This is a genomic window from Paenibacillus sp. FSL R7-0216 (genome assembly GCF_037969915.1).
Taxonomy (GTDB): Bacteria; Bacillota; Bacilli; order Paenibacillales; family Paenibacillaceae; genus Fontibacillus; species Fontibacillus rhizolycopersici.
In genome coordinates this window covers 3,632,787-3,657,115 of sequence record NZ_CP150222.1, presented here as the reverse complement: position 1 = coordinate 3,657,115, position 24,329 = coordinate 3,632,787, and the positions used below count along the sequence as shown (strand labels likewise).

The 24,329-nt window shown below is 57.0% G+C and carries 20 protein-coding genes and 1 pseudogene; 17 read left to right on the top strand and 4 right to left on the bottom strand.

The window, feature by feature from the left end:
• Nucleotides 1-10 precede the first annotated feature (10 nt).
• From MKZ15_RS16790 to MKZ15_RS16770, 5 genes are all read left to right on the top strand, one after another.
• Nucleotides 11-1,573, top strand: coding sequence for a rhamnulokinase family protein (locus MKZ15_RS16790; protein ID WP_339817016.1), 1,563 nt, complete (start codon nucleotides 11-13; stop codon nucleotides 1,571-1,573).
• On the top strand, nucleotides 1,567-1,998 hold the full coding sequence (gene fucU, locus MKZ15_RS16785) for an L-fucose mutarotase (RefSeq protein WP_155605708.1): 432 nt from the start codon (nucleotides 1,567-1,569) through the stop codon (nucleotides 1,996-1,998). Before MKZ15_RS16790 ends, fucU begins: the two co-directional genes overlap by 7 nt.
• Before the next feature lie 138 nt (nucleotides 1,999-2,136).
• Nucleotides 2,137-2,868, top strand: coding sequence for an SDR family oxidoreductase (locus MKZ15_RS16780; protein WP_339817015.1), 732 nt, complete (start codon nucleotides 2,137-2,139; stop codon nucleotides 2,866-2,868).
• Nucleotides 2,869-2,907: 39 nt separating this feature from the next.
• On the top strand, nucleotides 2,908-3,885 hold the full coding sequence (locus MKZ15_RS16775) for an aldo/keto reductase (protein ID WP_339817014.1): 978 nt from the start codon (nucleotides 2,908-2,910) through the stop codon (nucleotides 3,883-3,885).
• A gap of 16 nt (nucleotides 3,886-3,901) precedes the next feature.
• Nucleotides 3,902-4,540 (top strand): ThuA domain-containing protein, encoded by a 639-nt coding sequence (locus tag MKZ15_RS16770; protein WP_339817013.1) that lies wholly within the window; start codon nucleotides 3,902-3,904, stop codon nucleotides 4,538-4,540.
• Nucleotides 4,541-5,017: 477 nt separating this feature from the next.
• Here the strand turns inward: MKZ15_RS16770 and MKZ15_RS16765 are convergent, their stop codons facing one another.
• Nucleotides 5,018-5,689 carry a hypothetical protein gene (locus tag MKZ15_RS16765; protein WP_240908659.1) on the bottom strand — a complete coding sequence of 224 codons (672 nt, stop codon included), beginning with the start codon at nucleotides 5,687-5,689 and terminating at the stop codon, nucleotides 5,018-5,020.
• Between the two features lie 60 nt (nucleotides 5,690-5,749).
• Nucleotides 5,750-5,929: pseudogene (locus MKZ15_RS16760) on the bottom strand (transposase); the annotation flags it as partial.
• A 360-nt stretch (nucleotides 5,930-6,289) separates the two neighbouring features.
• Here MKZ15_RS16760 and MKZ15_RS16755 point away from each other — a divergent pair.
• The 4 genes from MKZ15_RS16755 to MKZ15_RS16740 all read left to right on the top strand — a co-directional run bounded on the left by MKZ15_RS16755 (nucleotide 6,290) and on the right by MKZ15_RS16740 (nucleotide 11,424).
• Complete coding sequence (locus MKZ15_RS16755) at nucleotides 6,290-8,383, top strand: bifunctional aldolase/short-chain dehydrogenase (RefSeq protein WP_339817012.1); 2,094 nt, start codon at nucleotides 6,290-6,292, stop codon at nucleotides 8,381-8,383.
• 71 nt (nucleotides 8,384-8,454) lie between these two features.
• Complete coding sequence (locus tag MKZ15_RS16750; RefSeq protein WP_339822464.1) at nucleotides 8,455-9,183, top strand: (Fe-S)-binding protein; 729 nt, start codon at nucleotides 8,455-8,457, stop codon at nucleotides 9,181-9,183.
• Nucleotides 9,180-10,700 (top strand): LutB/LldF family L-lactate oxidation iron-sulfur protein, encoded by a 1,521-nt coding sequence (locus MKZ15_RS16745; RefSeq protein ID WP_339817011.1) that lies wholly within the window; start codon nucleotides 9,180-9,182, stop codon nucleotides 10,698-10,700. Before MKZ15_RS16750 ends, MKZ15_RS16745 begins: the two co-directional genes overlap by 4 nt.
• A complete protein-coding gene (locus tag MKZ15_RS16740; protein WP_339822461.1) occupies nucleotides 10,693-11,424 on the top strand; it encodes a lactate utilization protein C in 732 nt (243 codons plus the stop codon). Before MKZ15_RS16745 ends, MKZ15_RS16740 begins: the two co-directional genes overlap by 8 nt.
• Here the strand turns inward: MKZ15_RS16740 and MKZ15_RS16735 are convergent.
• Entirely contained in the window at nucleotides 11,421-12,176 is a 756-nt protein-coding gene (locus MKZ15_RS16735; protein WP_339817010.1) for a DeoR/GlpR family DNA-binding transcription regulator, read from the bottom strand. The two genes, MKZ15_RS16740 and MKZ15_RS16735, sit on opposite strands and share 4 nt — an antisense overlap.
• A 258-nt stretch (nucleotides 12,177-12,434) precedes the next feature.
• On the opposite strand from MKZ15_RS16735, the gene rhaB reads away from it, so the two are divergent.
• From rhaB to MKZ15_RS16695, 8 genes are all read left to right on the top strand, one after another.
• A complete protein-coding gene (gene rhaB / locus MKZ15_RS16730) occupies nucleotides 12,435-13,892 on the top strand; it encodes a rhamnulokinase (protein ID WP_339817009.1) in 1,458 nt (485 codons plus the stop codon).
• A 47-nt stretch (nucleotides 13,893-13,939) separates the two neighbouring features.
• Complete coding sequence (rhaA, locus tag MKZ15_RS16725; protein WP_339817008.1) at nucleotides 13,940-15,196, top strand: L-rhamnose isomerase; 1,257 nt, start codon at nucleotides 13,940-13,942, stop codon at nucleotides 15,194-15,196.
• A 106-nt stretch (nucleotides 15,197-15,302) separates the two neighbouring features.
• Nucleotides 15,303-16,109 carry a rhamnulose-1-phosphate aldolase gene (gene rhaD / locus MKZ15_RS16720; protein ID WP_193416580.1) on the top strand — a complete coding sequence of 269 codons (807 nt, stop codon included), beginning with the start codon at nucleotides 15,303-15,305 and terminating at the stop codon, nucleotides 16,107-16,109.
• Nucleotides 16,110-16,672: 563 nt separating this feature from the next.
• Entirely contained in the window at nucleotides 16,673-18,160 is a 1,488-nt protein-coding gene (gene araA / locus MKZ15_RS16715; protein ID WP_339817007.1) for an L-arabinose isomerase, read from the top strand.
• A 107-nt stretch (nucleotides 18,161-18,267) separates the two neighbouring features.
• Complete coding sequence (locus MKZ15_RS16710; RefSeq protein ID WP_193416455.1) at nucleotides 18,268-19,368, top strand: GntR family transcriptional regulator; 1,101 nt, start codon at nucleotides 18,268-18,270, stop codon at nucleotides 19,366-19,368.
• A gap of 148 nt (nucleotides 19,369-19,516) precedes the next feature.
• On the top strand, nucleotides 19,517-20,212 hold the full coding sequence (araD, locus tag MKZ15_RS16705; RefSeq protein WP_339822455.1) for an L-ribulose-5-phosphate 4-epimerase: 696 nt from the start codon (nucleotides 19,517-19,519) through the stop codon (nucleotides 20,210-20,212).
• A gap of 15 nt (nucleotides 20,213-20,227) precedes the next feature.
• Nucleotides 20,228-21,904, top strand: a complete 1,677-nt coding sequence (locus MKZ15_RS16700) for a ribulokinase (RefSeq protein WP_339817005.1) — start codon at nucleotides 20,228-20,230, stop codon at nucleotides 21,902-21,904.
• A 148-nt stretch (nucleotides 21,905-22,052) separates the two neighbouring features.
• Nucleotides 22,053-23,186 (top strand): sn-glycerol-1-phosphate dehydrogenase, encoded by a 1,134-nt coding sequence (locus tag MKZ15_RS16695; RefSeq protein ID WP_339817004.1) that lies wholly within the window; start codon nucleotides 22,053-22,055, stop codon nucleotides 23,184-23,186.
• Nucleotides 23,187-23,452: 266 nt separating this feature from the next.
• Here the strand turns inward: MKZ15_RS16695 and MKZ15_RS16690 are convergent, their stop codons facing one another.
• The gene (locus MKZ15_RS16690) at nucleotides 23,453-24,307 is read right to left on the bottom strand and encodes a LysR family transcriptional regulator (RefSeq protein WP_193416452.1); all 855 of its coding nucleotides are present in this window, start codon (nucleotides 24,305-24,307) and stop codon (nucleotides 23,453-23,455) included.
• Nucleotides 24,308-24,329 lie beyond the last annotated feature (22 nt).

The window sequence follows — 24,329 nt, the reverse complement described above, 5'->3', positions numbered from 1 at the left end:
GGTGAAGGTCATGTCATCGGAACAACAACGTTTCCCTTGCGTCCTCGCGTTTGATTTAGGAGCTAGCAGCGGTCGGGCGTTCGTCGGCGAGATCATCTCCGAGCGCCTTGGTTACCCCTCCGGTGCCGGTGCCGACAACGGCTCTTCCAGCGTTCGGAAGCTGAATATCATCGAGGTTCACCGTTTCCCAAACGTTCCGGTCCAAATCGGCGGGCACCTGTATTGGGATACGCCGATGCTCCTGCGAGAGATCAAAACCGGCATTCGCAAAGCGTTCCAGGCCGGGTACCGGCCGGAGAGCTGCGCCATCGATACCTGGGGCGTCGATTTTGGCCTGTTGGATCGAAACGGAGAGCTGCTCGGCATTCCGTACCATTATCGGGATCGTCAAACCGAAGGAATGGTCGAGGAGGTATCCGCCCTGGTCGGCCCGGAGCGATTGTTCCGCGAAAGCGGACTGCAGTTTATGCCCTTTAACACGTTGTATCAGCTGTATGCCATGAGAAAAGCCGGTTCTCCCAAGCTGGATCTGGCCGAAACGCTGTTGTTGACGCCGGATTTGCTGAGCTATTTTCTGACCGGCCGGCGCGTTTGCGAATTTACGATGGCGACGACGACGGGGCTGTTCGATCCGGGAAGGGGCGCGTGGAACGCTACATTGATGGAGGAGCTCGGCATCCCGAGCGCGATACTCCCCGATCCTGTACCCCCGGGCACCGAAATCGGCGAATTGACGGCGGAGGTATGTGCGGAGCTTGGCGTGCCGCCGATCAAGATCATCGCCGCAGCCTCGCACGACACGGAATCCGCGGCTGCGGCCGTGCCGGCGGATTCGCCGGCGTTCGCCTACCTCGTGAGCGGCACCTGGTCGCTGCTGGGGACTCAGATGGCGAAGCCGCTGCTGACGTCGGAGGTGCTGGAGCGCCAATTCTCTAACGAGGGCGGCGTGGACGGCACCTACCAATTGCTCAAAAACATCATGGGCCTGTGGATCCTCCAAGAGTGTAAACGCAAATGGGAGCAGGACGGCGAAGTTTACTCTTTCTCCGAACTCGTACTGCTAGCTGAGCAGGCCGCGCCGCTGCGCACCTTGATCGACCCGGATGACTTGCGGTTTATGAATCCGGTCGACATGCCGGAGGAGATCCGGGTTTACTGCCGAGAAACGGGCCAGCCGGTACCGGAATCGCCCGGTGCCTTCGCCCGCTGCATCCTCGAAAGCCTGGCACTCCGCTACCGCCAGGTGTTGGAGCAGGCCGAGGAACTGACCGGCTTGCGGTTTGCCGGGCTGCATGTGGTCGGCGGCGGCATTCAGAACGAGCTACTCTGCCGGTTTACGGCAGAAGCGATCGGTCGCCGGGTCTGGGCAGGACCGGTGGAAGCCAGCGCGATCGGCAATCTGCTTGTCCAGCTGCGAACCGGCGGCTGGCTTAAGGATTTGCAGGAAGGCCTCGCACTGGTCAAGGCATCCTTCCCGCTCCGGATTTACGAGCCGGAGTCTGAGGAAAGCCAGTCGGCTTGGGCCGCCGCCTATGAGCGATTCGAACGACTTGGGAGGTCGATAAAATGTTAAAAGGGATATCCAGCCTCCTTTCACCTGAGCTGTTGAAGACTCTGATGGAAATGGGGCATTCGGACGAGATCGTGCTTGCCGACGGCAATTTTCCGGCAGCCAGCCACGCCCAGCGCTTAATCCGCTGTGACGGTCACGGCATCCCCGCGTTGCTGGATGCCATCCTGCCGCTGTTTCCGCTCGACGTCTACGTGGACCACCCGGTCGCGTTGATGGCGGTCATGCCCGGCGATCCGGTCGAAACGCCGATTTGGGATGAGTACCGTCAGATCGTGAGCCGCCACCACTCGGCGGATCAGCCGTTCGAGGAAGTCGAGCGGTTTGCCTTTTACGAACGGGCCAAACAGGCGTATGCGATCGTCTCCACCGGGGAAAAAGCGTTGTACGCTAACGTGATTCTAAAAAAAGGCGTAGTAAAATCATAAGAAAAGTTATCGAATGCAAAGGGGGCTGCCGGAAGGCATGCCCCCTTTTAACGCCGAGAAAAAGCGTTTACAATAAAAGAGACCGCGGCCTCGGACAGAATGAGCAGATTGGGCTTCGGAGAAGGGGAGTGGACGGCAATGAGTTATACGGCATTGGTGACCGGCGCCGATCACGGCATCGGACTTGAACTGGTGCGCAAGCTGCTGGAGGAAGGCCACCAGGTGTTTGCCGGGAGGTTCAATTCGGCGGATCCAGGGCTGCCGGAGTTGGTTTCGACGTACGGCAACCGGTTGATTCTTGTGGATCTGGACGTGGGCAGCGATGCCAGCGTGCAGGCGGCAGCCGCCAAGGTGCGGGAGCACACGGATTCGTTGGACCTCCTGATCAATAATGCGGCGATTCTGGGCGATATCGAAATGACGGTCCTCGGCGAGTTAAACTTTGAAGAAATGCTGCAGGTATTCAACGTCAACGCTTTGGGCAGTCTGCGGATGACGAATGCACTGATTAGATTGATCCTGAACAGCGAGTCGCGGACGATCGCCAACATTTCCTCAGAAGCGGGAAGCATCGGCCAATGCTACAGGGACAGCTGGTTCGCCTATACGATGTCGAAGACGGCAGTGAACATGCATTCGAACGTCGTCCATAACGGCGTGAAAGCGCAAGGGGGACAAGTGCTAGTCCTTCATCCCGGCTGGGTGCAGACGTTTATGCGCGGGGAAAAAGATTCCGCCGCAACCCTCACACCGGAACAATCGGCCGGCAAGTTATGGATCATTATCCGAGAGGCGATGGAGCAGCGGCGAAGCGAGCCTGCCGAGGCGCCGGTATTCCTTGATGTGGATGGCCATATCTTACCGTGGTAAACAAGAAGGATCCTTAATTGAAAATGGAGGTATCGACAAATGGAATACACGTACTTAGGACGTTCTGGAATAAAAGTGAGCAAGCTGTGCCTCGGCACGATGAACTTCGGAGTGAACACCGACGAGAAGGAAGCATTCCGGATCATGGACGCAGCGCTGGATGCGGGCGTGAACTTTTTTGATACGGCCAATATTTACGGATGGGGCGAAAACGCTGGGAAGACAGAAGAAATCATTGGCCGCTGGTTTGCCCAAGGCGGAAGTCGCCGCGAGAAAGTCGTGCTGGCCACCAAGGTTCATGGCGATATGAGCGATCCCCTCGACGGACCAAACAGCCCAGCCGGGTTATCATCCTATAAAATCCGCCGCCATCTGGAAGGCTCGCTGCGCCGGCTGCAAACCGACCACATCGAGTTGTACCAAATGCACCATATCGACCGCAACGTATCTTGGGATGAGCTGTGGGAAGCATTCCAAGTTTCCATCCTGCAAGGGAAAATCGGTTATGTTGGCTCCAGTAACTTCGCCGGTTGGGATCTGGTGAAGGCGCAGTATGAGGCGAAGAACCGCCATATGCTGGGCCTCGTATCGGAGCAGCATAAATATAATCTGCTCTGCCGTTTGCCGGAGCTGGAAGTGTTGCCAGCCGCCGAGCATCTCGGCATCGGCGTCGTAGCTTGGAGCCCGCTCGAAGGCGGGTTGCTCGGCGGCAACGCGTCAAAGAAGCAAGCTGGCTCGCGCACGGCGAACGATAACCGCTACGAGCAGTTCCGTCCGCAGCTTGAGGCATTCTCAGCGTTGTGTCAGGAGTTGGGTGAAAGCGAAGCCAACGTGGCTTTGGCTTGGACTCTCGTGAATCCCGCGATGACCGCGCCGATCATCGGACCGCGTACGCTGGAGCAGTTCCAGGATACATTGCGGGTGGTCGATATCAAGCTGGATGAGGCCGCGTTGAAGAGATTAGATGAGATCTTCCCGGGTCCGGGAGGTTCGGCACCACAAGCTTACGCTTGGTAAAAGGGGGATGACGGAGATGAGTAACACGCGGAAAAACGCATGGGTAATCGGCAATAACGCTGACGCGCCTTACCATCCGCTGAACGCGGTACAAGATGAGCTGGAGCGGATTCTGCAGGATGATTTCGAGCTTACGACCAGCCTGGATTACGGCATGCTGGCCGCTGGAACACTAGAGGAGTACGATCTCTGCATCTCCTATACGGACCGTTGGGAGGACGCGGTTAGCGCGGAGCAGGCGGCGGGGCTGCTTACCTACGTGGCAAATGGCGGCGGGTTGCTTGTCGTGCATAACGGGATCTCCCTGCAGGTCCGACCGGAGTTGGCCCAATTAATCGGGGCCAAGTTTACAGAGCATCCGCCATATACGGAGCTTGAGTTCCAGGTAGTGGTCGGGGCTGGGCATCCGGTCGTGGAAGGGATCGACCCCTTTGTGCTGGCGGAAGAGCCTTATCGCTTCGAATTCGATCCGTTTTGCGCCAAAGAGGTGCTGCTCACGTACCACCATGAAGGCCAAGATTGGCCAGCGGCCTGGGCGCATGCTTATGGACTCGGCAAGGTCGTGTTCCTGATGCCGGGGCATCACCTCCCCACGTTTCAGCATCCCGAGGTAGCAAAACTGCTGCGAGGTGGAGCGAAGTGGGCGGCAAAATAAATTAGTATGAACTGGACTGGTCCTTTCGAGGCGAAACTTCGCCTTGGGGACCAGTATTTTTTGTGATTCAAAGAGGTAAGGTCAACCCTCTCTCACCCCACCGCCCCCCTGCCACCCCTGTCACCCCCGACACCCTCCGTCAGCCCCCACCGTCACCTATGTCTGACCCCCTCCCTTAACGATTATCCCATTTGATCAGGTTACGGCCGGTCTTGAAATGAATCCGAATGAATCGGGACAACAAGAAGATCTTCCGAGATGAAAGTAGTTTAGGATGAAGAAAACAGCCAAGAGGAAGAAAGTAACTTAATGAGAAGAAAGTAGCTTAATGCGAAAGAAAGTAGCTTAAAGAGAAGAAACAATTAAGTTTAAATCAGAATGTAGCAGTCCAAACGCAAGAAATGAAAGAAGCGAAAGAAGCGAAAGAAGCGAAAAAACGATGTAAGGCGACGACTAGAGCGGTAGTCGAGTCTATGATTAGGCCGCAGCTGCAAGGGGAGAATTCAGTTGACGGGCGATTAGTTTGTGGTAAGAGATTGCTGTAACCGATACACACATGGAAAGCAACTTTAGCAGCCTCTGCTGTTGCGTTTCTTTCGTTCCAGCTAGATGCAGTTGCCGGCGTCCGGTGAATTCGTTCAGGTACGCTTGAAGATGCTTCGATCCTAAGGCAACATAGGTACTCTTCAGTGAATCCCACGCCTCTCTCACCAATTTTCGCAAGGGAGTATATAACCGAAAAGCCAGAGGGAACGACTGTACGGCAGAAGTACGAACATCCACATTTCGGGTTATAAACTCGTCGAGTTCAAGGCGGTTGGGCCTTCTTCCATCGCCTCTTTTGTGAGGCAACAGGCGTATTTTGACTAACTCTGGTTCGCCTGATTCCGTTAGCGTGCATCCGGCTACGACCGCCGTGGCATGCGGGTGGGGGAACTGACACCGGGACGGGTTGCGACCGTACTGGTCGCTATTCACTTTCACATCACCACTCAGTAGTACCCGGGCATCGGACTCACCGAGGGTATGGCGTATTTTGTGCAGCATCAACCAGGCGGTCTTATAGGTGACCTGGATCACCTGACTTAGCCGCATCGCCGAGATGCCGTCGGGGAGCAGGAATAGCTCCAGAGCGCGAAACCACTTCATTAGAGAGAGATGTGTTCTTTCAAAAATGGTACCGACCAAAGGTGAAGTTTGATGCATGCATCGTCCACACTCAAACAAGGGGATACGTCGGGTGGTCAGGCGGGTACACCGAGGGTAATCACAGCGCGGGCAGACGAAGCCAGTAGGCCACTTCATGGCAATTAACGCCTCTATGCAGGCCTCCTCATTCTGATAGAATCTGTTAATAATTTGAAGATCCGTATCCGAACTGTCTCCCATGATCGCTACCCCCATTTCAATGAAAATACGTACGTATGTTCGCTATATGGTAATTTTACCAAACATACGTTCTTGAATCAAGCTTTTAACCTCACTTTAATAAACTTTTTTGCATTATTTTTTATTCACCATCTCCCTGGATAACTCGAATCCTGCAATCACTGCTTTCTGAGCTAAAGGGATAATCGTGGAGAGAGGTGTGAAGAGTACCCAATTACCAATTGCTTTAATCCGATAAAGCGATAAGTGCCCAAAGTCCAAAATTTTAATCGGTATTTTATGAAAGCGCTATACCCAAAACAAACCAAATCGTTTAAAATTAAAACAAACAAAAATAAAGGAAAAACCAAACAAACAAAAATGGAGGTAATTATGGTACAGAACTTATGGGACTCATCCAAAGCATCGGCTTTATCCACGGGATTGGAGCAAATCGTCTACCGTTCTAATTTACTTGGGGCAGACCGACGGGTGTGCAACTGGGGTGGCGGCAATACGTCGAGCAAAACCATGGAGAAAGACTTCCGTGGCCGGGATGTTGAAGTGATGTGGGTGAAGGGCAGCGGTTCGGATCTCGCAACGATGAAAGCCGGTAACTTCACCGGATTGTGCATGGACGACATTCGGCCCCTTTTTGAGCGGGAGGAGATGTCGGATGAAGAGATGGTGGCTTACCTGACGAACTGTATGATCGACGCCAAACATCCGCGAGCATCGATTGAAACGCTGCTTCATGCGTTTTTGCCCTTCAAGCATGTGGACCATACACATCCGGACGCGATCATCAGCTTGTGCTGTGCCGATAACGGCCAAGAAATGGCCCGGGAAATCTACGGCAATCGGTTTGTGTGGGTTCCTTATATACGCCCAGGGTTTATGTTATCCAAAATGATCGCAGAGGGCGTACTGGCCAACCCGGATGTGGAGTTGGTGTTGATGGAAAAGCACGGGCTGGTGACTTGGGGAGAGACGCAAGAGGATTGTTACACCAAAACCATTGCCATTATCAATGAGGCGGAGGCGTATATTGAAGCGAAAAGCGGTACTCAAGCCGCGGAAGGCCGCGTGTTTGGCGGGCAGTTGGCTGAGCCGCTCGAAGCCGGACAGCGCCGAGCGATCGCGGCCGAGGTCATGCCGCTGATCCGTGGGTTGGCGAGCGGGGAGAAGCCGGTCATCGTCACGTTCGATGACGAGGCGGACGTGCTCGAATTTGCCGGCAGCAAGGATGCGGGTGGGCTGTCGCAGATTGGAGCGGCTTGTCCCGATCACTTGGTGCACACCAAGGTGGTGCCGCTTTTCATCGACTGGAAGCCGGATGCCGCAGACGTCACCGGGCTGAAAGAGAAGCTGGCGGCAGGAATCGCCGATTACAAAGCGCGTTACCAAGCTTATTTTGAGCGCAATAAACAGGCAAATGACGCCATGTTTGACGCTGCACCGCGCGTCATTCTGATCCCTGGCGTGGGCATGCTGAACACCGGCAAAAGCTGGGTCAACTCCAAGCTGAGCGGGGCGTTATACCATCGGGCGATCGCGGTGATGAAAGGTGCAACGGCTCTTGGTCAATTCGTATCGCTCAGTGAGAACGAGTCCTACAACGTCGAGTATTGGCCGCTTGAGCTGTACAAATTGTCATTGGCTCCGGCAGAAGCGGAATTCTCCCGCAAGGTTGCATTCATTACCGGAGGCGCTGGCGGGATTGGCAGTGAATCGGCTCGGCGACTGGCTGGAGAGGGAGCTCATGTCGTGTTGGCAGATCTCAATTTGGAGGGTGCGCAGAAGATTGCTGCCGAAATTAATGCCCAATACGGCGAGAACCGGGCACTGGCGGTGAAGATGGATGTAACGAGTGAAGAACAGGTCACGGCTGCTTACGCCGAAACAGCGTTAACCTACGGAGGCGTCGATATCATCGTGAATAACGCTGGGTTAGCGACGTCCAGCCCGTTCACGGAAACTTCGTTAAAGGAATGGAATTTGAATATGTCTGTGCTGGGGACGGGATATTTTCTCGTCGCGCGGGAAGCGTTCAAGCTGATGAAGGAGCAAAGCCTCGGCGGCAGCATGGTGTTTATCGGCTCGAAGAACTCGGTGTACGCCGGCAAAAACGTCACTGCTTACAGCTCCGCCAAGGCACTCGAAGCTCATTTGGCCCGCTGCATCGCGGCCGAGGGCGGGGAGCTGGGCATTCGGGTGAATACGATTTTGCCCGATGCGATTTTGCAGGGCTCGGCCATTTGGAATTCTAACTGGCGGAATGAACGGGCCGCCGCTTACGGCATTGAGCCGGACCAACTGGAGGAGTATTACCGCAAGCGCACGACGCTGCTGGTAAATATTTATCCGCGCGATATCGCCGAGGGCGTCGCCTTCTTTGCTTCGTCCAAGTCGGCGAAAACGACCGGCTGCATGCTGACGATCGACGGTGGTGTCCCGGCGGCGTTTGTAAGGTAGCATAAAAACCTAAGGGAGGTGCGAGGATGGAGCTGCTGGATAAAGCGGACACGGCAACGACCGAGACTGGCATCAAGGTTTCGATGTTTGTCACTTGTATCGGCGATGCGGTGTACCCGCGCATCGCGGAAGCGATGGCCCGATTGCTGGCTCGGGTCGGCGTCAAACTGGAATTTCCGCAGGTGCAAACCTGCTGTGGTCAGCCGGCGTTCAACAGCGGGTATTGGGATGAAGCGCGACGTTCGGCGGCCACGCTGCTTGAGGCTTTTTCAGATAGCGATTTCGTTGTTGGACCTTCAGGCTCATGCATCGGAATGATTCATCACTACCCGAAGCTGTTCGAGCAGGATCCGGTCCGGCTGGCGATGGCCGAGGACTTGAAAGCGAAGTCGTATGAATTTACCCAATTCCTCGTTCAGGTGCTGGGCGTAACCGAACTTGGGGCGACGTTTCCGCATAAGGTTACGTACCACCCGTCCTGTCATGGCAGTCGGTTGCTCGGAATCAGGGAGGAGCCGATGGCACTACTCCAAAACGTGAGGGGCATGGAGCTTGTACCGCTCCCATTTGCGGAGGATTGCTGCGGTTTCGGGGGGACGTTTGCTGTGAAGATGGCCGATATATCCGGGGCGATGGTGACGGAAAAAGCCGACCACGTCCTGGAGACGTCAGCCGAGGTACTGACCGGGTTGGACATGGCCTGCCTGATGAATATCGCCGGTCAACTTCGGCACCGCCGTCAGCCGGTACGCGTGATGCATCTGGCGGAGCTGCTGTATGAGGGGGTGAGCGGGGCATGAGCAGCGTAAAAGAGCGAGCGGATCTAGCACTAAACAATGATTTCTTGCGTAAGGCGGTGCGATTTACGACCGAACGTCTGCGCGACGGGAAGCGGAAAGCCGCCGATGACCATGGGAATTGGGAGGAATGGCGGGAGCAGGGGCGGCAAATTCGCCTGCATACGATCGCGCATCTCGATTACTACTTAAATCGGTTTGCCGAGCAAGCTCGGGCGAATGGGGCGCATGTTCACTTTGCTTCGACCGGTGAAGAGGCGGTGCGGATTGCTTTGGAGATTGCGGCACGCAAGCAAGCCTGTTCCGTCGTGAAGTCGAAATCGATGGTCAGCGAGGAACTGCACATCAACCGGGCGCTGGAAGAAGCGGGCGTGGAGGCGGTTGAAACCGATCTGGGCGAATATATCATTCAGCTTGCCGGTGAAGCCCCTTCGCATATCATCATCCCGGCGATTCATAAAAACCGTTACCAGATCGCCGAGCTGCTGTCCCGCGAGGCGGGGGAAGAGCTGCCGCCGGAAACGAGCGTGCTGGCGGGCTTCGTGCGCCGGAAGCTGCGGGCGAAGTTTCTGGCGGCGGACATCGGCATGACCGGCTGCAACTTCGCGATCGCCGAGACCGGTTCGATCGTGCTGTTCGAGAACGAAGGCAACGCCCGCATGGTGTCGACCGTGCCGAAAACGCAAATCACGTTTATGGGCATGGAGCGCATCATCCCCTCCTGGAGTGACCTCGAGGTGATGGCGACGCTGCTGCCGCGCTCGGCGACCGGTCAGAAGTTGACGGTTTATATGTCCGGCATCACCGGACCGCGCCGTACAGCGGATGGGGACGGCCCGAAGGAGATGCACATCATCATCCTCGATAACGGCCGGTCCGAGCAACTGGGTGATCCGGAGTTTCAGGAGCTGCTGAACTGCATCCGCTGCGGAGCCTGCCTCAACGCTTGTCCGGTATATCGCCATATCGGCGGCCATGCTTACGGCGGAACGTACAGCGGCCCGATCGGAGCGGTCCTGACGCCGGCGCTGAACAAGAATGTAGCAGATTGGGACGATATCGCTTCGGCCTCCAGCTTGTGCGGTGCCTGTTATGAAGCGTGTCCGGTCAAAATCCCGCTGCACGACATGCTTGTCTATTTGCGCAGGCGCAAGGTCGAGCGAGGCTTTGGAAACAAGCTGGAGACGGCAGGGATGAGGGGCTTTGCCGCCGTGACGTCAAGCTCCAAGCGGTTCCATCGCGCGCTGAAGGCGGGAAGGGTCTTGCAGAGAATTATCGTTCGCAACGGTGAAATTTCGGCGCGGATTGGCCCGCTGAAGGGCTGGAATCGTTACCGCATTGCGCCAAGCCTGGCAAACGAACCGTTCCGCGAACGCTGGGATGCGCTTCAGCATGAACTGCGCGCTTCCGTTGCGCAAACAGTGACCGGCACGGTCGCGCAGGAGCGAATGAAGGCGGCGCTACACAAGCGTGCGGCTAAGCCAATCGACCGGAAAGAAGGTCATACCTATGATGGATAACGAATATAACGATTGGTTAAAAGTGAAGGAAGTGGAAGCGCGGCAGAAGCAGGAGCAGTTTATGGACCGGATTGCCGGGAAACTCAAGCGGTCGCGGCTGCGGGAAGCGCCGGATCATCCGTTCCGGGGAGCGCCGGCGTACTGGAGGGAGCTGGATTGGAGCCTGGAGGAGCGGTTGGCTCGATTTGAGGACAATTTTACGGCAGCGGGGGGGCATGTCTCCCGGTTGGCCGATCTCGAAGCGGCCAAGGCGTATATTATGGCCAAGGCGCAAGCGCTTGGCGCCCGTTATATTCTACGCCAGGACAACCCGCTTCTGGCAGAGCTCGGACTGGATGAGGCGCTTGCCGCAGACGGCGCCCGCGTGTCCGTGTGGAACGGGCATCGCTCCGAGGCCTGGATCGCCCGGGCGGCGGAGGCGGACTTCGGCATCGTGGCGCCGGACTTTGCCGTCGCTTATACCGGTTCGCTGGTCGTTCAGTCGGCCGCGGAGGAAGGGCGCTCGGTTAGCCTGTTGCCGACGGCGCTGTTCGCGATCATCCCCGTAGACCGGATGAAAACCCGTTTGGGCGAGGTGCTGGAAACGTTCGATGCGGTCGGACGCGAGGCTTTGCCTGCCGGCATCCATTTCATCTCCGGCCCAAGCCGCTCGGCGGACATCGAAAACGATCTGACGATCGGAGTTCATGGGCCGGGCATCGTGTTTGCGCTACTCGTTGGTTAATACAACACTTCGATGTTCTTGCCTTGCAGAAGCTGAAGCCAGGCATCGGAGGGGCGCTCGTCCGTGATTAGATAGTCGATTTGCTCCCAGTCCGCCAGCTTGACGAAAGCATTCTTGTCAAATTTCGTATGGTCGGCCAGCAAAATGACTTTGTCCGCGTGACGGAGCATGTGCTTCTTCAGCTCGCATTCCGGCTCGTTGGAATCGGAGATGCCTTTGTCCGGCGACATGCCTTTGCAACTGATGATCGCGGTGTCGACGTTGTACTTCTGCACTGTTTCCTGGGCGGCGGGGCCGACCAGCGACAGGGAACGCGCGCGCAGCGAACCGCCGGTGGAAATAATGTTCAGGTTTGAGCTGGCGAATTCGTTCAGGACGCTGACGGAATTGGTGATGACGGTAACGTTGTTTTTGGAATGCAGCGTCTTCAAAAATTCAAAGCTTGTAGAGCTCGGGTCGATCATCAGCGTGTCGCCGTCGTTCACTAGGTCGATGGCCTTGAGCGCGATGTCCCGTTTGATCTCCACATTAAGCGTGTTCCGGGTCGTATACGGCAAATCTTCGTTCGTGTGCCGGTTGAGTATGGCGCCGCCGTAGGAGCGGGTTGCGATCCCCTCTTTCTCGAGCTTCTCCAGGTCGCGGCGGATCGTCTCCTCCGTTACTTCGAACATCCGGCTAAGCTCGGACACCAGGACACGCTTGTCCTGATGAAGCAGGTCGATGATTTTTTGTTTGCGTTCTGCCGCCAGCATGGCGATTCACCTCGGGATCCGTTCATATTGTCAAGACACCAGGGTCTTGGGTTCCCTCCCATCATAGCGAGAAAAAGGGGCGCTTGGCAACCGTATTTCGGGAATGAAGCGGGTGAGTAAGACAGAGTTGCTTCACGGAATAGACAAAAACAAAAATAAAACAACATAAATTATCTTTGTTTATGTTGACTATAAAACAAAACGGACATAGGATAGAAGTAAGAACAGGCAGCATTTCAGAGCGAGGAGCGCTGAACGATGAGAGATTACGTTGCGGTTGATATCGGCGCCTCCAGCGGGAGGCTGGTAAGGGGAGAACTGCAGGATGGACGGTTGTCGCTGCAGGAAATCCACCGGTTTGACAACGGGTTTTCCGAACGTGACGGGCATTGTTATTGGGATATCGATCATTTATATCGGGAAATCCTCTGTGGGCTACAGCAGGCCAAACAGCTTGGGATCGAGAACTGTACGCTAGGCATTGATACATGGGCGGTCGATTATGCGCTGCTGGACGGGAAAGGGGAACGGATCGGCGAGGTTTATGCTTACCGCGATTCCCGTACGCTTGAAGCAGTTCCTCAAGTTCACGAGATCCATCCATTTGCACGGATTTATGAGAAAACGGGCATTCAGCATCTGCCTTTCAATACGGTGTACCAGTTATTCGCGCATGACCGCGAGGAGTTGGCGACGGCAGAGCAGATCCTGCTCATTCCGGATTATCTCTATTATTTGTTATCCGGGCGGCGGATCAGTGAGATGACCAACGCTTCGACAACCGCGTTATTAAACCTGCAAACCCGCGATTACGACCCGGGATTGCTTGAGTTGCTGGGGTTGCCCCGATCGAAGTTTCCGGCGCTAACTGAGCCCGGGACGCGGCTTGGGAAGATCAAGCCGGAATTGGTTCGGGATTATGGGTTGCCCGAATGCGAGCTGATCGTCGCGGCAACGCACGATACGGCCTCCGCCGTGTTAGGCGTTCCGGCCAGCGGCGATTCGTGGGCGTACCTCAGCAGCGGGACGTGGTCGCTGATCGGCGTCGAGCGGCAGACGCCTCTGGCGACGGCGGAAGCGATGGAGCGTAACTATACCAATGAATGGGGCGCGTACGGAACGTACCGCTTTTTGAAAAACATCATGGGCATGTGGTTGATCCAAGAGGTTCGTAAGGATTACGACAAACAACACAGCTACGCCGAATTGGTGGAATTGGCGGAGGCGGTCTCGCCGTTTCGTTCCTTGATCGATTGTAACGACGATCGATTCCTGAACCCGGCGAATATGACTGAAGAGATTCGGCGGTTCTGTGCGGCGACGGGCCAGCCGGTTCCGGATACGCCGGGCGAGGTGGCGCGGTGCATTTTTGACAGCTTGGCCTTGTCCTATGATTTTTACTTGAAAGAACTTGAGTGGCTGACCGGTCAACAGCCGGAGACGCTGCATATCGTCGGCGGTGGTGCCAACAATGGGCTGCTGTGCCAATGGACGGCGGACGTGTCAGGCATCCAAGTGGAAGCCGGGCCGACGGAGTCGACGGCTTTGGGCAATTTGCTGGTGCAAATGATCAGCAGCGGCGCGATTCGCGATATCGGCGAGGGGCGTGAGATGATTCGGCGGTCTTTTCCGATCCAGACGTATGTTCCTCGGGGGAGCAATGCCGACCCGATTACAGAGGCGCGGAAACGGTTCGTGAATTTGTTGGCACGATGACGGTTGGACGGAGCTATAGATAAATTATGCAAAAGGAGGAACAGAACATGGACAACGCGATTCAAACCAGCTATCACGAGGCGAAAAAGCTGTATGAGCACCATGGAACCGACGTCGACGCTGCACTGGCCCGACTGAGTCAAATCAAGATTTCGCTGCATTGCTGGCAGGGGGACGACGTCAAGGGATTCCTGGGCAAGGATCAAGAGCTGGGCGGCGGCCTGGCGGTTACCGGCAGTTATCCGGGCCGGGCGCGGACGCCGGACGAACTGCGGCAGGATCTAGACGAGGCGCTTCGCTTGATTCCCGGCCGGCACAAGGTCAATCTTCATGCAATTTATGCCGATACGGACGAACGGGTTGAGCTTGACGCCCTGGAGCCTAGACACTTTGCCGGTTGGGTAGATTGGGCGAAGGAGCGGGGGCTGGGGCTGGATTTTAACCCAACTTGCTTCTCGCACGAGAAAGCCAAGGACGGGTTCACGCTTAGTCACCCGGACCTGGATATCCGCAAGTTCTGGATCGACCACTGCAAAGCGTCGCGCAAGATTGCCGAGTCGTTTGGACGGGAGCTCGGCCAGCCGTGCGTGACTAACGTCTGGATCCCGGATGGCTTCAAGGATTCGCCGGTGGATCGACTCACGCCTCGGGCTCGTTTGATGGAGGCTCTTGATGAAGTTTTCGCCGAACCGATCGATGAGAAATACAATATCGATGCGGTGGAGAGCAAGCTGTTCGGGATCGGCTCGGAGAGCTATGTCGTCGGCTCGCATGAATTTTACATGGGGTATGCGTTGTCTCGCGGCAAAGCGGTCTGCTTCGACGCCGGCCATTTCCATCCGACGGAGACGATCTCTAACAAGTTGTCCTCCTGGCTGTTGTTTGGCCGCGAGCTTCTCCTTCATGTCAGCCGCCCGGTGCGATGGGACAGCGATCACGTCGTGACGATGGACGACGAGCTGTTGGAAATCGCCCGCGAGCTGGTACGCGGCGAGCTGCTGGACCGTACGCACATCGGTCTCGACTTCTTCGACGGCAGCATCAATCATATCGCGGCTTGGGTCATCGGGACGCGCAACACGCAAAAAGCGCTGTTGTGGGCGATGCTGGAGCCGCTCGACAAGCTGAAGCAATTGGAACTGGACGGCGATTACACATCGCGGCTGGCGTTGGTCGAAGAATTCAAATCGTATCCGTACGGTGCCATTTGGGATTACTTCTGCGCAACGCAAGGCGTGCCAGTGCGTGAAGCTTGGCTGGCAGACGTGAAAGAATACGAAACGAACGTGCTGGCGACTCGGTAATGCAGCCTAGGTTATCCGTTTTTTTATATAAGCTTGACCAAAAGGAGAGGAACCTACTGTGAGTACGACATTAACGGAAGTGGAGCAAGGTCGGCGGGTCCCGGGGATGGAAGTGCCTTTCATCCGGGAGATGGCGGAAATCTCGTTCCATATGTGGCGGCTGGGCTGGGATGAACGCAACGGAGGGAATATCAGCTATCTGCTGGATGAAGCGGAGGTGGCGAAATATCTTGGAGCCGCTTCTGTAACGGAGCGCCGTAAGCTTCAACTCGCGTTTCCGGTGAAGGAGCTGGCGGGACGTTATTTTATCGTGACGGGCTCGGGCAAGTATTTCAAAAATGTGATCTCCGATCCGGAAGCGAATCTGGGCGTATTGCGGGTGGCTGAAGGCGGTGACCAGGTCGAGATCCTGTGGGGCCTTCGGGACGGGGCGGTACCGACCAGCGAACTGCCAGCGCACTTCATGAGCCATATCGAGCGTTTGAAGGTGGACCCGGCGCACCGGATCATCATGCACTGCCATGCGACCCATGCGCTGGCCATGACGTTCGTCCATGAGCTGGATGAGAAAAAACTGACGAAAACGCTATGGGAAATGTGCACGGAATGTCTCGTGGTGTTCCCCGACGGCATCGGCATCGTGCCGTGGATGGTGCCCGGCAGCCCGGACATCGGGCGGGCGACCGCCGCGAAGATGCGAGAGCATCGCGTCGTCGTATGGCCGCAGCACGGGATTTTTGGCACCGGTACGACGATGGACGAGGCGTTCGGCTTGATCGAAACGGTCGAAAAGGCGGCGCAAATCTACATGCTGCTCGGCGACCGTCCGGTGCTGCAAAAGATCACCGATGCCCAGTTGCGCGACTTGGCAGTAGCGTTTGGTGTGACACCGCAGCCGGGGATTTTGAGCTAGGGATTATAGCGGAGGAGCAGAGGCTAGGCGCACGGGCTAAAAGCTGTGAGTGGAGAGCAAGAGGGATAGCGATGGAGAGCTAGTATAGAGCATAGACGATAATAGAGAAGAGACGATCGTTGGGAATACAGATCAGGACTCCGGTGCAGGGGTCCTTTTTTGCATGCTGCCGGCGATCTCGAAAGGGAGGTTCGGCTAACGGACACAGGAGACGTTATTTAGCCCAAAAGCGAGGGTTCGCATTTCTAACGGACCCTAGTGCACTTATTTCGCCAAATTGATGATGGAAACGTCCGATGGGGAGCCGATAAGGGCTCCTGGGTCCGTTAGAACTCGGAAGAGGCGCAAATGGACGGAATAAGGGCGCTCCGGTCCGTTAGAAGTAGGATGGGACAAAATTGATCTCAAATTCGCAAACAAATCCTATTGTCATTTTGAGCGGCGGGCAGTACAATGGGGGTAAATCGACTTGTACGTACAATTAGAGAAGAATTGTCGAAAATACCGATATGGTATGTACAAGTTAGCTAGCAGTTATTTATGATTAGGAGGCGCTTTGGCATATGAAATTGAAACCGCATTCTTTTTGGTTCGTGACCGGCAGCCAGCACTTATACGGCCCTGAAACGCTGGAGGAGGTGGCCGCCCATTCCCGCATCATCGCAGAACAACTGGACCAAGACCCGGCGATCGGATTCCCGGTCATGTTCAAACCGATCGTAACGACGCCAGACGAAATCTACAAGTTGATCCTGGCCGCGAACGGCGATGAGACCTGCGCGGGGATCATCACCTGGATGCACACGTTCTCGCCGGCCAAAATGTGGATCGCCGGCTTGTCGCAGATGCAAAAACCGCTGTTGCATTTCCATACGCAGTTTAACCGCGATATTCCTTGGGAAACCATCGATATGGACTTCATGAACCTGAACCAGTCGGCCCACGGCGACCGTGAGTATGGCCATATCGGCGCCCGGCTGGGCATCGCTCGCAAAATCGTGGTCGGCCATTGGGAAGACGGCGAAGTGCGCGGCTCGATCGCCGGCTGGATGCGGACGGCGGCCGCTTATGCTGAGAGCCGTCAGCTTAAGGTGGCCCGCTTCGGCGACAACATGCGCGAGGTGGCGGTGACGGAAGGCGACAAGGTCGAAGCGCAAATCAAGTTCGGTTGGTCAGTGAACGGATATGGCGTCGGTGATCTGGTGCAGGTGTTAAACGAAGTCAGCGATGCGGAAGCCGAAGCGCTGCTGAAGGATTACGCCGAGCAGTACGCGATTACGCAAGCGGGCCTAAGCAACGGACCAGTTCGCGAATCTATCGCCTATCAGGCGAAGCTTGAAATCGCCATGAAGCGGTTTTTGGAGCAAGGCGGCTTTGGCGCGTTTACGACAACGTTCGAAGACCTGCATGGGCTCAAGCAGCTTCCGGGTCTGGCCGTGCAGCGGCTGATGGAAGCCGGATACGGCTTCGGCGGCGAAGGCGACTGGAAAACCGCGGCTTTGACGCGCGTATTGAAGGTGCTGGCGAACAACAAGAGCACCTCGTTTATGGAGGACTACACGTATCATTTTGAGCCGGGTAACCACATGATTCTTGGCGCGCACATGCTGGAGGTGTGCCCGACGATTGCCGCGACGAAGCCTACCATCGAGGTACATCCGCTGGGCATCGGCGGCAAAGCCGATCCGGCACGGATCGTATTCGACGGCCAGGCCGGTCCGGCGGTCAACGCTTCGCTCGTCGATCTGGGCCATCGTTTCCGGCTGCTGGTCAACGTGGTGGACGGCGTGAAGGTAGAGAAGCCGATGCCGAAGCTGCCGGTCGCTCGCGTGTTGTGGAAGCCGCAGCCTTCGCTGCGAGAATCGGCGGAGGCGTGGATTTTAGCCGGCGGGGCGCACCATACGGTGTTGTCTTACGCCATCACGGCGGAGAACCTGTCCGATTGGGCGGAAATGACCGGCATCGAAGCGGTGATCATCGACAAGGATACCTCGGTACCTCGATTTAAGAATGAGCTGCGCTGGAGCGATGCGGCTTACCGGCTGCGTTAATCACAGTCCCAATCGGCCGATGATTTCGGCCCGATACGTTCGCCCGGCCTATGTTACAATAACGGGTAGTCAATAGAACGGTGGCATTGGTGAAGGGTGGACGAAACATGAATGACCGGAAAATCCCGAAATATATGCAGCTCAAAAACGAATTGTTGTCTTGGCTCGAGCAAGGAAAGCTCCAGCCCGGGAAACAGGTTCCGTCGGAGAACGAGATCGCGGAGCAGTTCGGCTTAAGCCGGCAGACGGTTCGGCAAACGTTCGGCGAGCTGGAGAAGGACGGCTGGCTGGAGCGCATCCAGGGCAAGGGCACATTCGTCCGGCATCCCGGACGGCGAGACGGCGAAGCGGTCAAGACGATCGGGATCATGACGACGTATATTTCGGATTATATTTTTCCCCATATCGTTCGGGGGGCGGAAGCGGAGCTGCGCCAACAGGGGTATCGATTGATGCTGTCGAGCACGGACAATACGAAGGAGAAGGAGATGGACAGTCTTCAGCTCATGACGAGCCAGCCGCTCAGCGGACTGATCATCGAGCCGACGAAAAGCGCGGAGGGCAACCCGAATTTGGGGTATTTTTTGGAGCTGCAGGAGAAGGGCATTCCGTATCTCATGATCAATGAGAAGTATCACGAGTTGGAATGCCCTTGCCTGAAGGTGGATGACGAGGCGGGAGGCCGGAAGGCGGCGCGTTACTTGCTGGAGAAGGGGCACCGGCAGATCGCCGGGTTCTTCAAAAGGGATGACCTGCAGGGCGTAAACCGACTGAAGGGCTTCCTGTCCGCCCATCGGGACTTCGGGATTGCGGTGTCACCGCAGCATGTGGTGACGTTTACGACGGAGCAAAAAGGCGAGTACGCCTATCAAAAAGCGCTGGAGCTGCTTCAAAAAACGCCGGATCAGCGTCCAACCGCATTGGTGTGTTATAACGACGAGCTGGCGGTGATGCTGATGGACGCCGCGGCCGCATGCGGCTTACGGGTACCTGAGGATTTGTCCGTCATCGGTTTCGACGATTCCAGCCTGGCGGCAGCCTCGGGCACGAAGCTGACGACGCTGACCCACCCAAAAACAACGATGGGAGAGCTCGCTGCCCGCCAACTGATCGGGATGATTGAGCGGGGAGAAACGCCGGGCGATACGGTGTTTGAACCGGAGCTGATTGAACGGGATTCGGTGCTGGAACTGACGGGTCAGAAATAAACGGGAATGAGACAACTTGGCGGTGTCATCGTCCTGCTGAAGTTCGGCGGGGCGGTGCCGCTTTAGGTTGAAGCAGGTGCTTGGTAACTTGTACGTACCTTTTGTTATATGGGATCACATGGGATGAGGAAAGGGGTTGGATCAAGCGATGTTGGAAGCCTTAAAGCAGCAGGTGTGGGAAGCCAATTTGGAGTTGCCCAAATATGGCCTGGTCACGTTTACGTGGGGAAACGTCAGCGGGATCGATCGGGAAAGCGGATTGTTCGTCATCAAACCAAGCGGCGTGCCGTATGAGGAATTAAAGCCGGAGCATATGGTCGTGGTCGATCTGGAAGGCAATGTAGTGGAGGGGAACCTGCGACCGTCCTCCGATACGCCAACGCATCGGGTGCTCTACCGTGAATTCCCCGAAATCGGCGGGGTCGTGCACACGCATTCCCCATGGGGAACCAGTTGGGCCCAGGCGGGGCGGGGATTACCGGCGTACGGAACGACGCATGCCGATTACTTCTACGGAGAGATCCCGGTAACGCGGCCGATGACGCGGGAAGAAATCGAGGGTGCTTACGAGTTGGAGACAGGCAATGTCATCGTGGAGCGGTTTACCGAGCTTGGCCTCGATCCGAACCAGGTGCCTGGGGTGCTTGTGCATTCGCATGCCCCGTTCGTATGGGGCAAGGATGCGCATAATGCCGTTCATAACGCGGTCGTGCTGGAGGAAGTAGCGAAAATCGCCGCCCGCATGCTGCAGATCAACCCGGATACGCAGGCGATGGATCAGACGCTGTTGGATCGGCATTTTTTGCGGAAGCACGGAGTAAATGCTTATTACGGGCAGAAATAACGGGGAGGGATAACCATGAGCAAAGGGAAAAAGTACACGATCGGCGTCGACTACGGCACCCAGTCCGGACGCGCAGTGCTGGTAGATTTGTCGGACGGCCGGGAGGTCGCTGACCATGTCACGCCATATCCGCATCATGTCATCGACGAGCGGCTGCCCGGTTCCGGGATCAAGCTCGAGCATGATTGGGCCTTGCAGCATCCCGGCGACTATCTGGAGGTGCTTCGGCGCTCCGTGCCCGCGGTGCTAAAGGAATCGGGGATCGATCCGGCGGACGTGATCGGGATCGGGATCGATTTTACCGCCTGCACGATGCTCCCGGTGGACGCCCAAGGTCAGCCGCTTAGCTTCGATCCGGAGCTGGCCGACAACCCGCATAGCTGGGTGAAGTTATGGAAGCACCATGCGGCCCAGCCGGAGGCCGACAAGATCAACGCGATTGCGGCTGAGCGGGGAGAGGCTTTTTTGCCGCGATATGGGGGGAAGATTTCCTCCGAATGGATGATGGCCAAGGTATGGCAAATTCTCGATGAAGCGCCGGAGATCTACGAGAAGACAGATCTGTTTCTGGAAGCGACCGATTGGGTTATTGCGCAAATGACCGGCAACATCGTCCGCAACAGTTGTACGGCAGGTTATAAAGCAATATGGCATAAGCAAGACGGATATCCGAGCAAGGCGTATTTTAAGGCTCTGGATCCTCGGATGGAGGATTTGACGGATACGAAGCTGCGCGGCGACGTGATTCCGCTGGGGACGAACGCGGGCGGACTTCTGCCGGAGATGGCCGAGATGATGGGCCTGACGCCAGGCATCGCCGTGGCGGTGGGCAACGTGGACGCGCATGCGGCCGTGCCGGCCGTCGGCGTCGTTTCGCCGGGCAAGCTGGTCATGGCGATGGGAACCTCGATTTGCCACATGCTGCTGGGGACGGAAGAGAAACAGGTGGAAGGCATGTGCGGCGTGGTCGAGGATGGAATCATTCCGGGCTTGTACGGTTATGAGGCTGGGCAGTCGGCCGTGGGCGATATTTTTGAATGGTACGTCGAAGAAGCGTTGCCGGCTTACGTGAAGGAGGCCGCCGAGAAGGATGGCCTGAATGTGCACCAATGGCTGGAGCGGGAAGCGGCCGCGTACCAACCGGGGCAAACCGGCCTGCTCGCGCTGGATTGGTGGAACGGCAACCGGTCCGTGCTGGTGGATACCGATTTGACCGGTCTGATTGTGGGGATGACGCTGCTGACCAAGCCGCAGGAGATTTACCGGGCGCTGTTGGAATCGACGGCTTTTGGCACGCGCAAAATCGTTGACGCGTTTGATCAAAACGGCGTACGGGTGGATGCGCTGTATGCCTGTGGGGGACTGCCGCAGAAAAACCGCCTGTTGATGCAAATTTATGCGGATGTGACGAACCGCGAGATTTTTGTGGCGGATTCCAAGCAGACGCCGGCTCTTGGTGCGGCGATGTTCGCGGCCGTTGCGGCGGGTGAGGCGGCTGGCGGGTACGATTCGATCCTGGATGCGGCCGGGAAGATGGCCCGCGTCAAGGAGGAAACGTTCAAGCCGATTCCGGCGCACGTGGAAGTGTATGAGAAGTTGTACCAGGAGTACAGCCAGCTTCACGATTATTTTGGCCGCGGGGAAAACGACGTGATGAAGCGTCTGAAGCGGATTAAGCAGGCAGCGGAGTAAGAGTAGGGGACGGGCGGAGAGATGGGCTGGCGAGTAACGTACCGATGGCTCAAAGGCTTCGCCTGTCGCCTATTGCGGAAGCTGCGGGAAGTATTAGGATGTTGCGGAAGGTTGCAGGAGTCGATGGATGGCCCAGGGAGGGGATACCATGCTGAAAGACAGGTTATTGGAGCAATTGAAAGTGATTGAACTAGAACGGGGTGCAATCCGGAAGGTCGTTCCTTACTTGCGGGAACAAGGTTATGATCATGTCCTGCTGGTGGCGGACGATCACACGTATGCGGCGGCGGGGGAGCAACTGAGCGGTTTGCTGGCGGCCGAGGCCGTCGAGACGCGTGTTTGCCTGATTCAGCCTGACGCGCAGGGCGATGTCGTCGCTGACGAGATCGCGCTTGTCCAGCTGCTGCTGGAGATCCGTCCCGAGGAGACGGACGCGCTCATCGCTGTGGGCTCCGGGACGATTCACGATATCGTCCGGTTTGCCGCGCACAAGACCGGCAAGCCGTTCGTATCGGTGCCAACGGCACCGTCCGTGGACGGCTTCACCTCCGCGGGCGCGCCGCTCATTATTCGCGGGGTCAAGAAGACAGTGCCGGCGGTGCCGCCGGTAGCGATATTCGCCGACCTCGACGTTCTGATGGCGGCCCCGCAGCGGCTGGTCGCCGCGGGTTTTGGCGATATGCTCGGCAAGTATACCAGCCTGTTCGACTGGAAGTTCTCCCGTCTGACCGCGGGGGAACCCTATGACGAACAGGCGGCGGCGATAACCGAGCGCGCGCTCTTGAACAGCGTGACTCACGCCGATGCGATTGGCGCGCGCACGGAAGAAGGGATCCGCGCCTTGATGACGGCGCTGATCGAATCGGGCATCGCCATGCTGCTGTTCGGGCAGTCGCACCCGGCCTCCGGCGCAGAACACCATCTCTCCCATTATTGGGAGATGGAATACCTGCGCTTGGGCCGGCGGGCGCTGCTGCACGGCGCCAAAGTCGGCGTTGCTTGCGCCGAAATCGCCCGTGCGTACCACGCCGCGGGCGAAGGGACCTTCCCGGGCGCCGAGCCGGCGGCGCTCCGGGAGCACGGGGAGCAGGTCCGCGCCTGGCTGCGGGACCTGCCCGGCGAAGCCGAGCTCCGCGGCCTGCTGCGCAAGGCCGGCGGGCCGGCAACCCTCGCCGAGCTGGGCGTCGGCGAGGAGCTGTTCGCGCGCAGCCTGCGCGAAGCCCACCTGGTGCGCGACCGCCGCACGCTGCTGCGGGCGCTGAACGAGGCGGAGCAGGCCTAGCGCGCGAACCGTCCCGCGGCCGGGCTGCCGGCTCGTTTGGCGCGAAATAGCGGTGATCCATCACCTTATTTCGCGTAAACTTCGATTTTTTGGCGAAATAGCGCCACAAAATCACCTTATCTCCCCGTATTCCGCCTTCCAAAGGGATTCCGGGGCGAAATAAGACCAAAAAATCACCTTATTCCGGTGAAAACGGGCGTTCCGTCGGAAATAAGGTGATTTTTTACCGCTATTTATGTCCGGCCACGGCCACGGCCAAAAGCCCCTTAAGCCACGCTCAACAAATCAATCAAAGCGCGGAGTGCGCTGGTTGGTTGGGCGTTTTTGCGGTAGATGAGCTCGGTCTGCATATGGCGCATCGCTTCGGGGACCTCATGAATCCGCACGGTACCGTCCTGCGCCTGCTTCTCGGCGACGATCCGCGGCACCAGCGAGATGCCGAGGCCGGCCGAAACGCCGCCGAGGATCGCTTCCAGCGTGCCGAATTCCATTGCTCCCACGTAAGTTCGGCCGCGAGACTGCTGCATTTCTTCCAGCATTTCGCGGTAGGTACAGCCTCGGCTGTAGACAAGGCTTGGCTTCGTCAGGGCTTCGTCCAGGTTATCAATGCCCGGGGGAGAAATGACGACAACCTCCTCGTCGAACACGGGAATACGGGTCAACTCGTCATGATTGTAGCGGAAGTTGCCGAAGGCTACGTCTAGATCGTAATGGATCACCTTCTCCGCCAGACGGTCGGAGAGATCGGTGGTCAGCGTTAATTCGACCTTTGGATGCATTTCGTAATACTTGCTCAGCAGCTTGGGCAGCCGAACGGCTGCCGTTGTTTGGGTCGAGCCGATCAGCAACGGACCGGTAGGCTCGCCGGAGAAGGAAAGCGCTGCTGCCGCTTCGTCCAGAAGGCCGACGATTTTATCGGCGTAATCCAGCAGCATTTTGCCGCTGGAGGTCAAGGTCATGCCTCGGTTATGGCGGTAGAACAGCCCCGTCCCCAGCTCAGTCTCCAGTTGTCTAATGCGAGCGGTCACATTGGACTGTACATAACCCAGCCGGTCGGCGGCTTTCGTGATGGAGCCTTCTCGGGCAACGGCTTGAAAAATGCGTAATTCTGCGCTTTCCATCGGGGAGTCCTCCTTTTGTACG

Coding starts and splice junctions, on each gene's coding strand:
- araD (WP_339822455.1), top strand. CDS start 19,517: ATGTTGGAAGCCTTAAAGCAGCAGGTGTGGGAAGCCAATTTGGAGTTG.
- MKZ15_RS16755 (WP_339817012.1), top strand. CDS start 6,290: ATGGAGGTAATTATGGTACAGAACTTATGGGACTCATCCAAAGCATCG.
- rhaD (WP_193416580.1), top strand. CDS start 15,303: ATGGAAGTGCCTTTCATCCGGGAGATGGCGGAAATCTCGTTCCATATG.
- MKZ15_RS16735 (WP_339817010.1), bottom strand. CDS start 12,176: ATGCTGGCGGCAGAACGCAAACAAAAAATCATCGACCTGCTTCATCAG.
- araA (WP_339817007.1), top strand. CDS start 16,673: ATGAAATTGAAACCGCATTCTTTTTGGTTCGTGACCGGCAGCCAGCAC.
- MKZ15_RS16710 (WP_193416455.1), top strand. CDS start 18,268: ATGAATGACCGGAAAATCCCGAAATATATGCAGCTCAAAAACGAATTG.
- MKZ15_RS16775 (WP_339817014.1), top strand. CDS start 2,908: ATGGAATACACGTACTTAGGACGTTCTGGAATAAAAGTGAGCAAGCTG.
- MKZ15_RS16790 (WP_339817016.1), top strand. CDS start 11: ATGTCATCGGAACAACAACGTTTCCCTTGCGTCCTCGCGTTTGATTTA.
- fucU (WP_155605708.1), top strand. CDS start 1,567: ATGTTAAAAGGGATATCCAGCCTCCTTTCACCTGAGCTGTTGAAGACT.
- MKZ15_RS16740 (WP_339822461.1), top strand. CDS start 10,693: ATGGATAACGAATATAACGATTGGTTAAAAGTGAAGGAAGTGGAAGCG.
- MKZ15_RS16700 (WP_339817005.1), top strand. CDS start 20,228: ATGAGCAAAGGGAAAAAGTACACGATCGGCGTCGACTACGGCACCCAG.
- MKZ15_RS16765 (WP_240908659.1), bottom strand. CDS start 5,689: ATGAAGTGGTTTCGCGCTCTGGAGCTATTCCTGCTCCCCGACGGCATC.
- MKZ15_RS16770 (WP_339817013.1), top strand. CDS start 3,902: ATGAGTAACACGCGGAAAAACGCATGGGTAATCGGCAATAACGCTGAC.
- rhaB (WP_339817009.1), top strand. CDS start 12,435: ATGAGAGATTACGTTGCGGTTGATATCGGCGCCTCCAGCGGGAGGCTG.
- MKZ15_RS16695 (WP_339817004.1), top strand. CDS start 22,053: ATGCTGAAAGACAGGTTATTGGAGCAATTGAAAGTGATTGAACTAGAA.
- rhaA (WP_339817008.1), top strand. CDS start 13,940: ATGGACAACGCGATTCAAACCAGCTATCACGAGGCGAAAAAGCTGTAT.
- MKZ15_RS16780 (WP_339817015.1), top strand. CDS start 2,137: ATGAGTTATACGGCATTGGTGACCGGCGCCGATCACGGCATCGGACTT.
- MKZ15_RS16690 (WP_193416452.1), bottom strand. CDS start 24,307: ATGGAAAGCGCAGAATTACGCATTTTTCAAGCCGTTGCCCGAGAAGGC.
- MKZ15_RS16745 (WP_339817011.1), top strand. CDS start 9,180: ATGAGCAGCGTAAAAGAGCGAGCGGATCTAGCACTAAACAATGATTTC.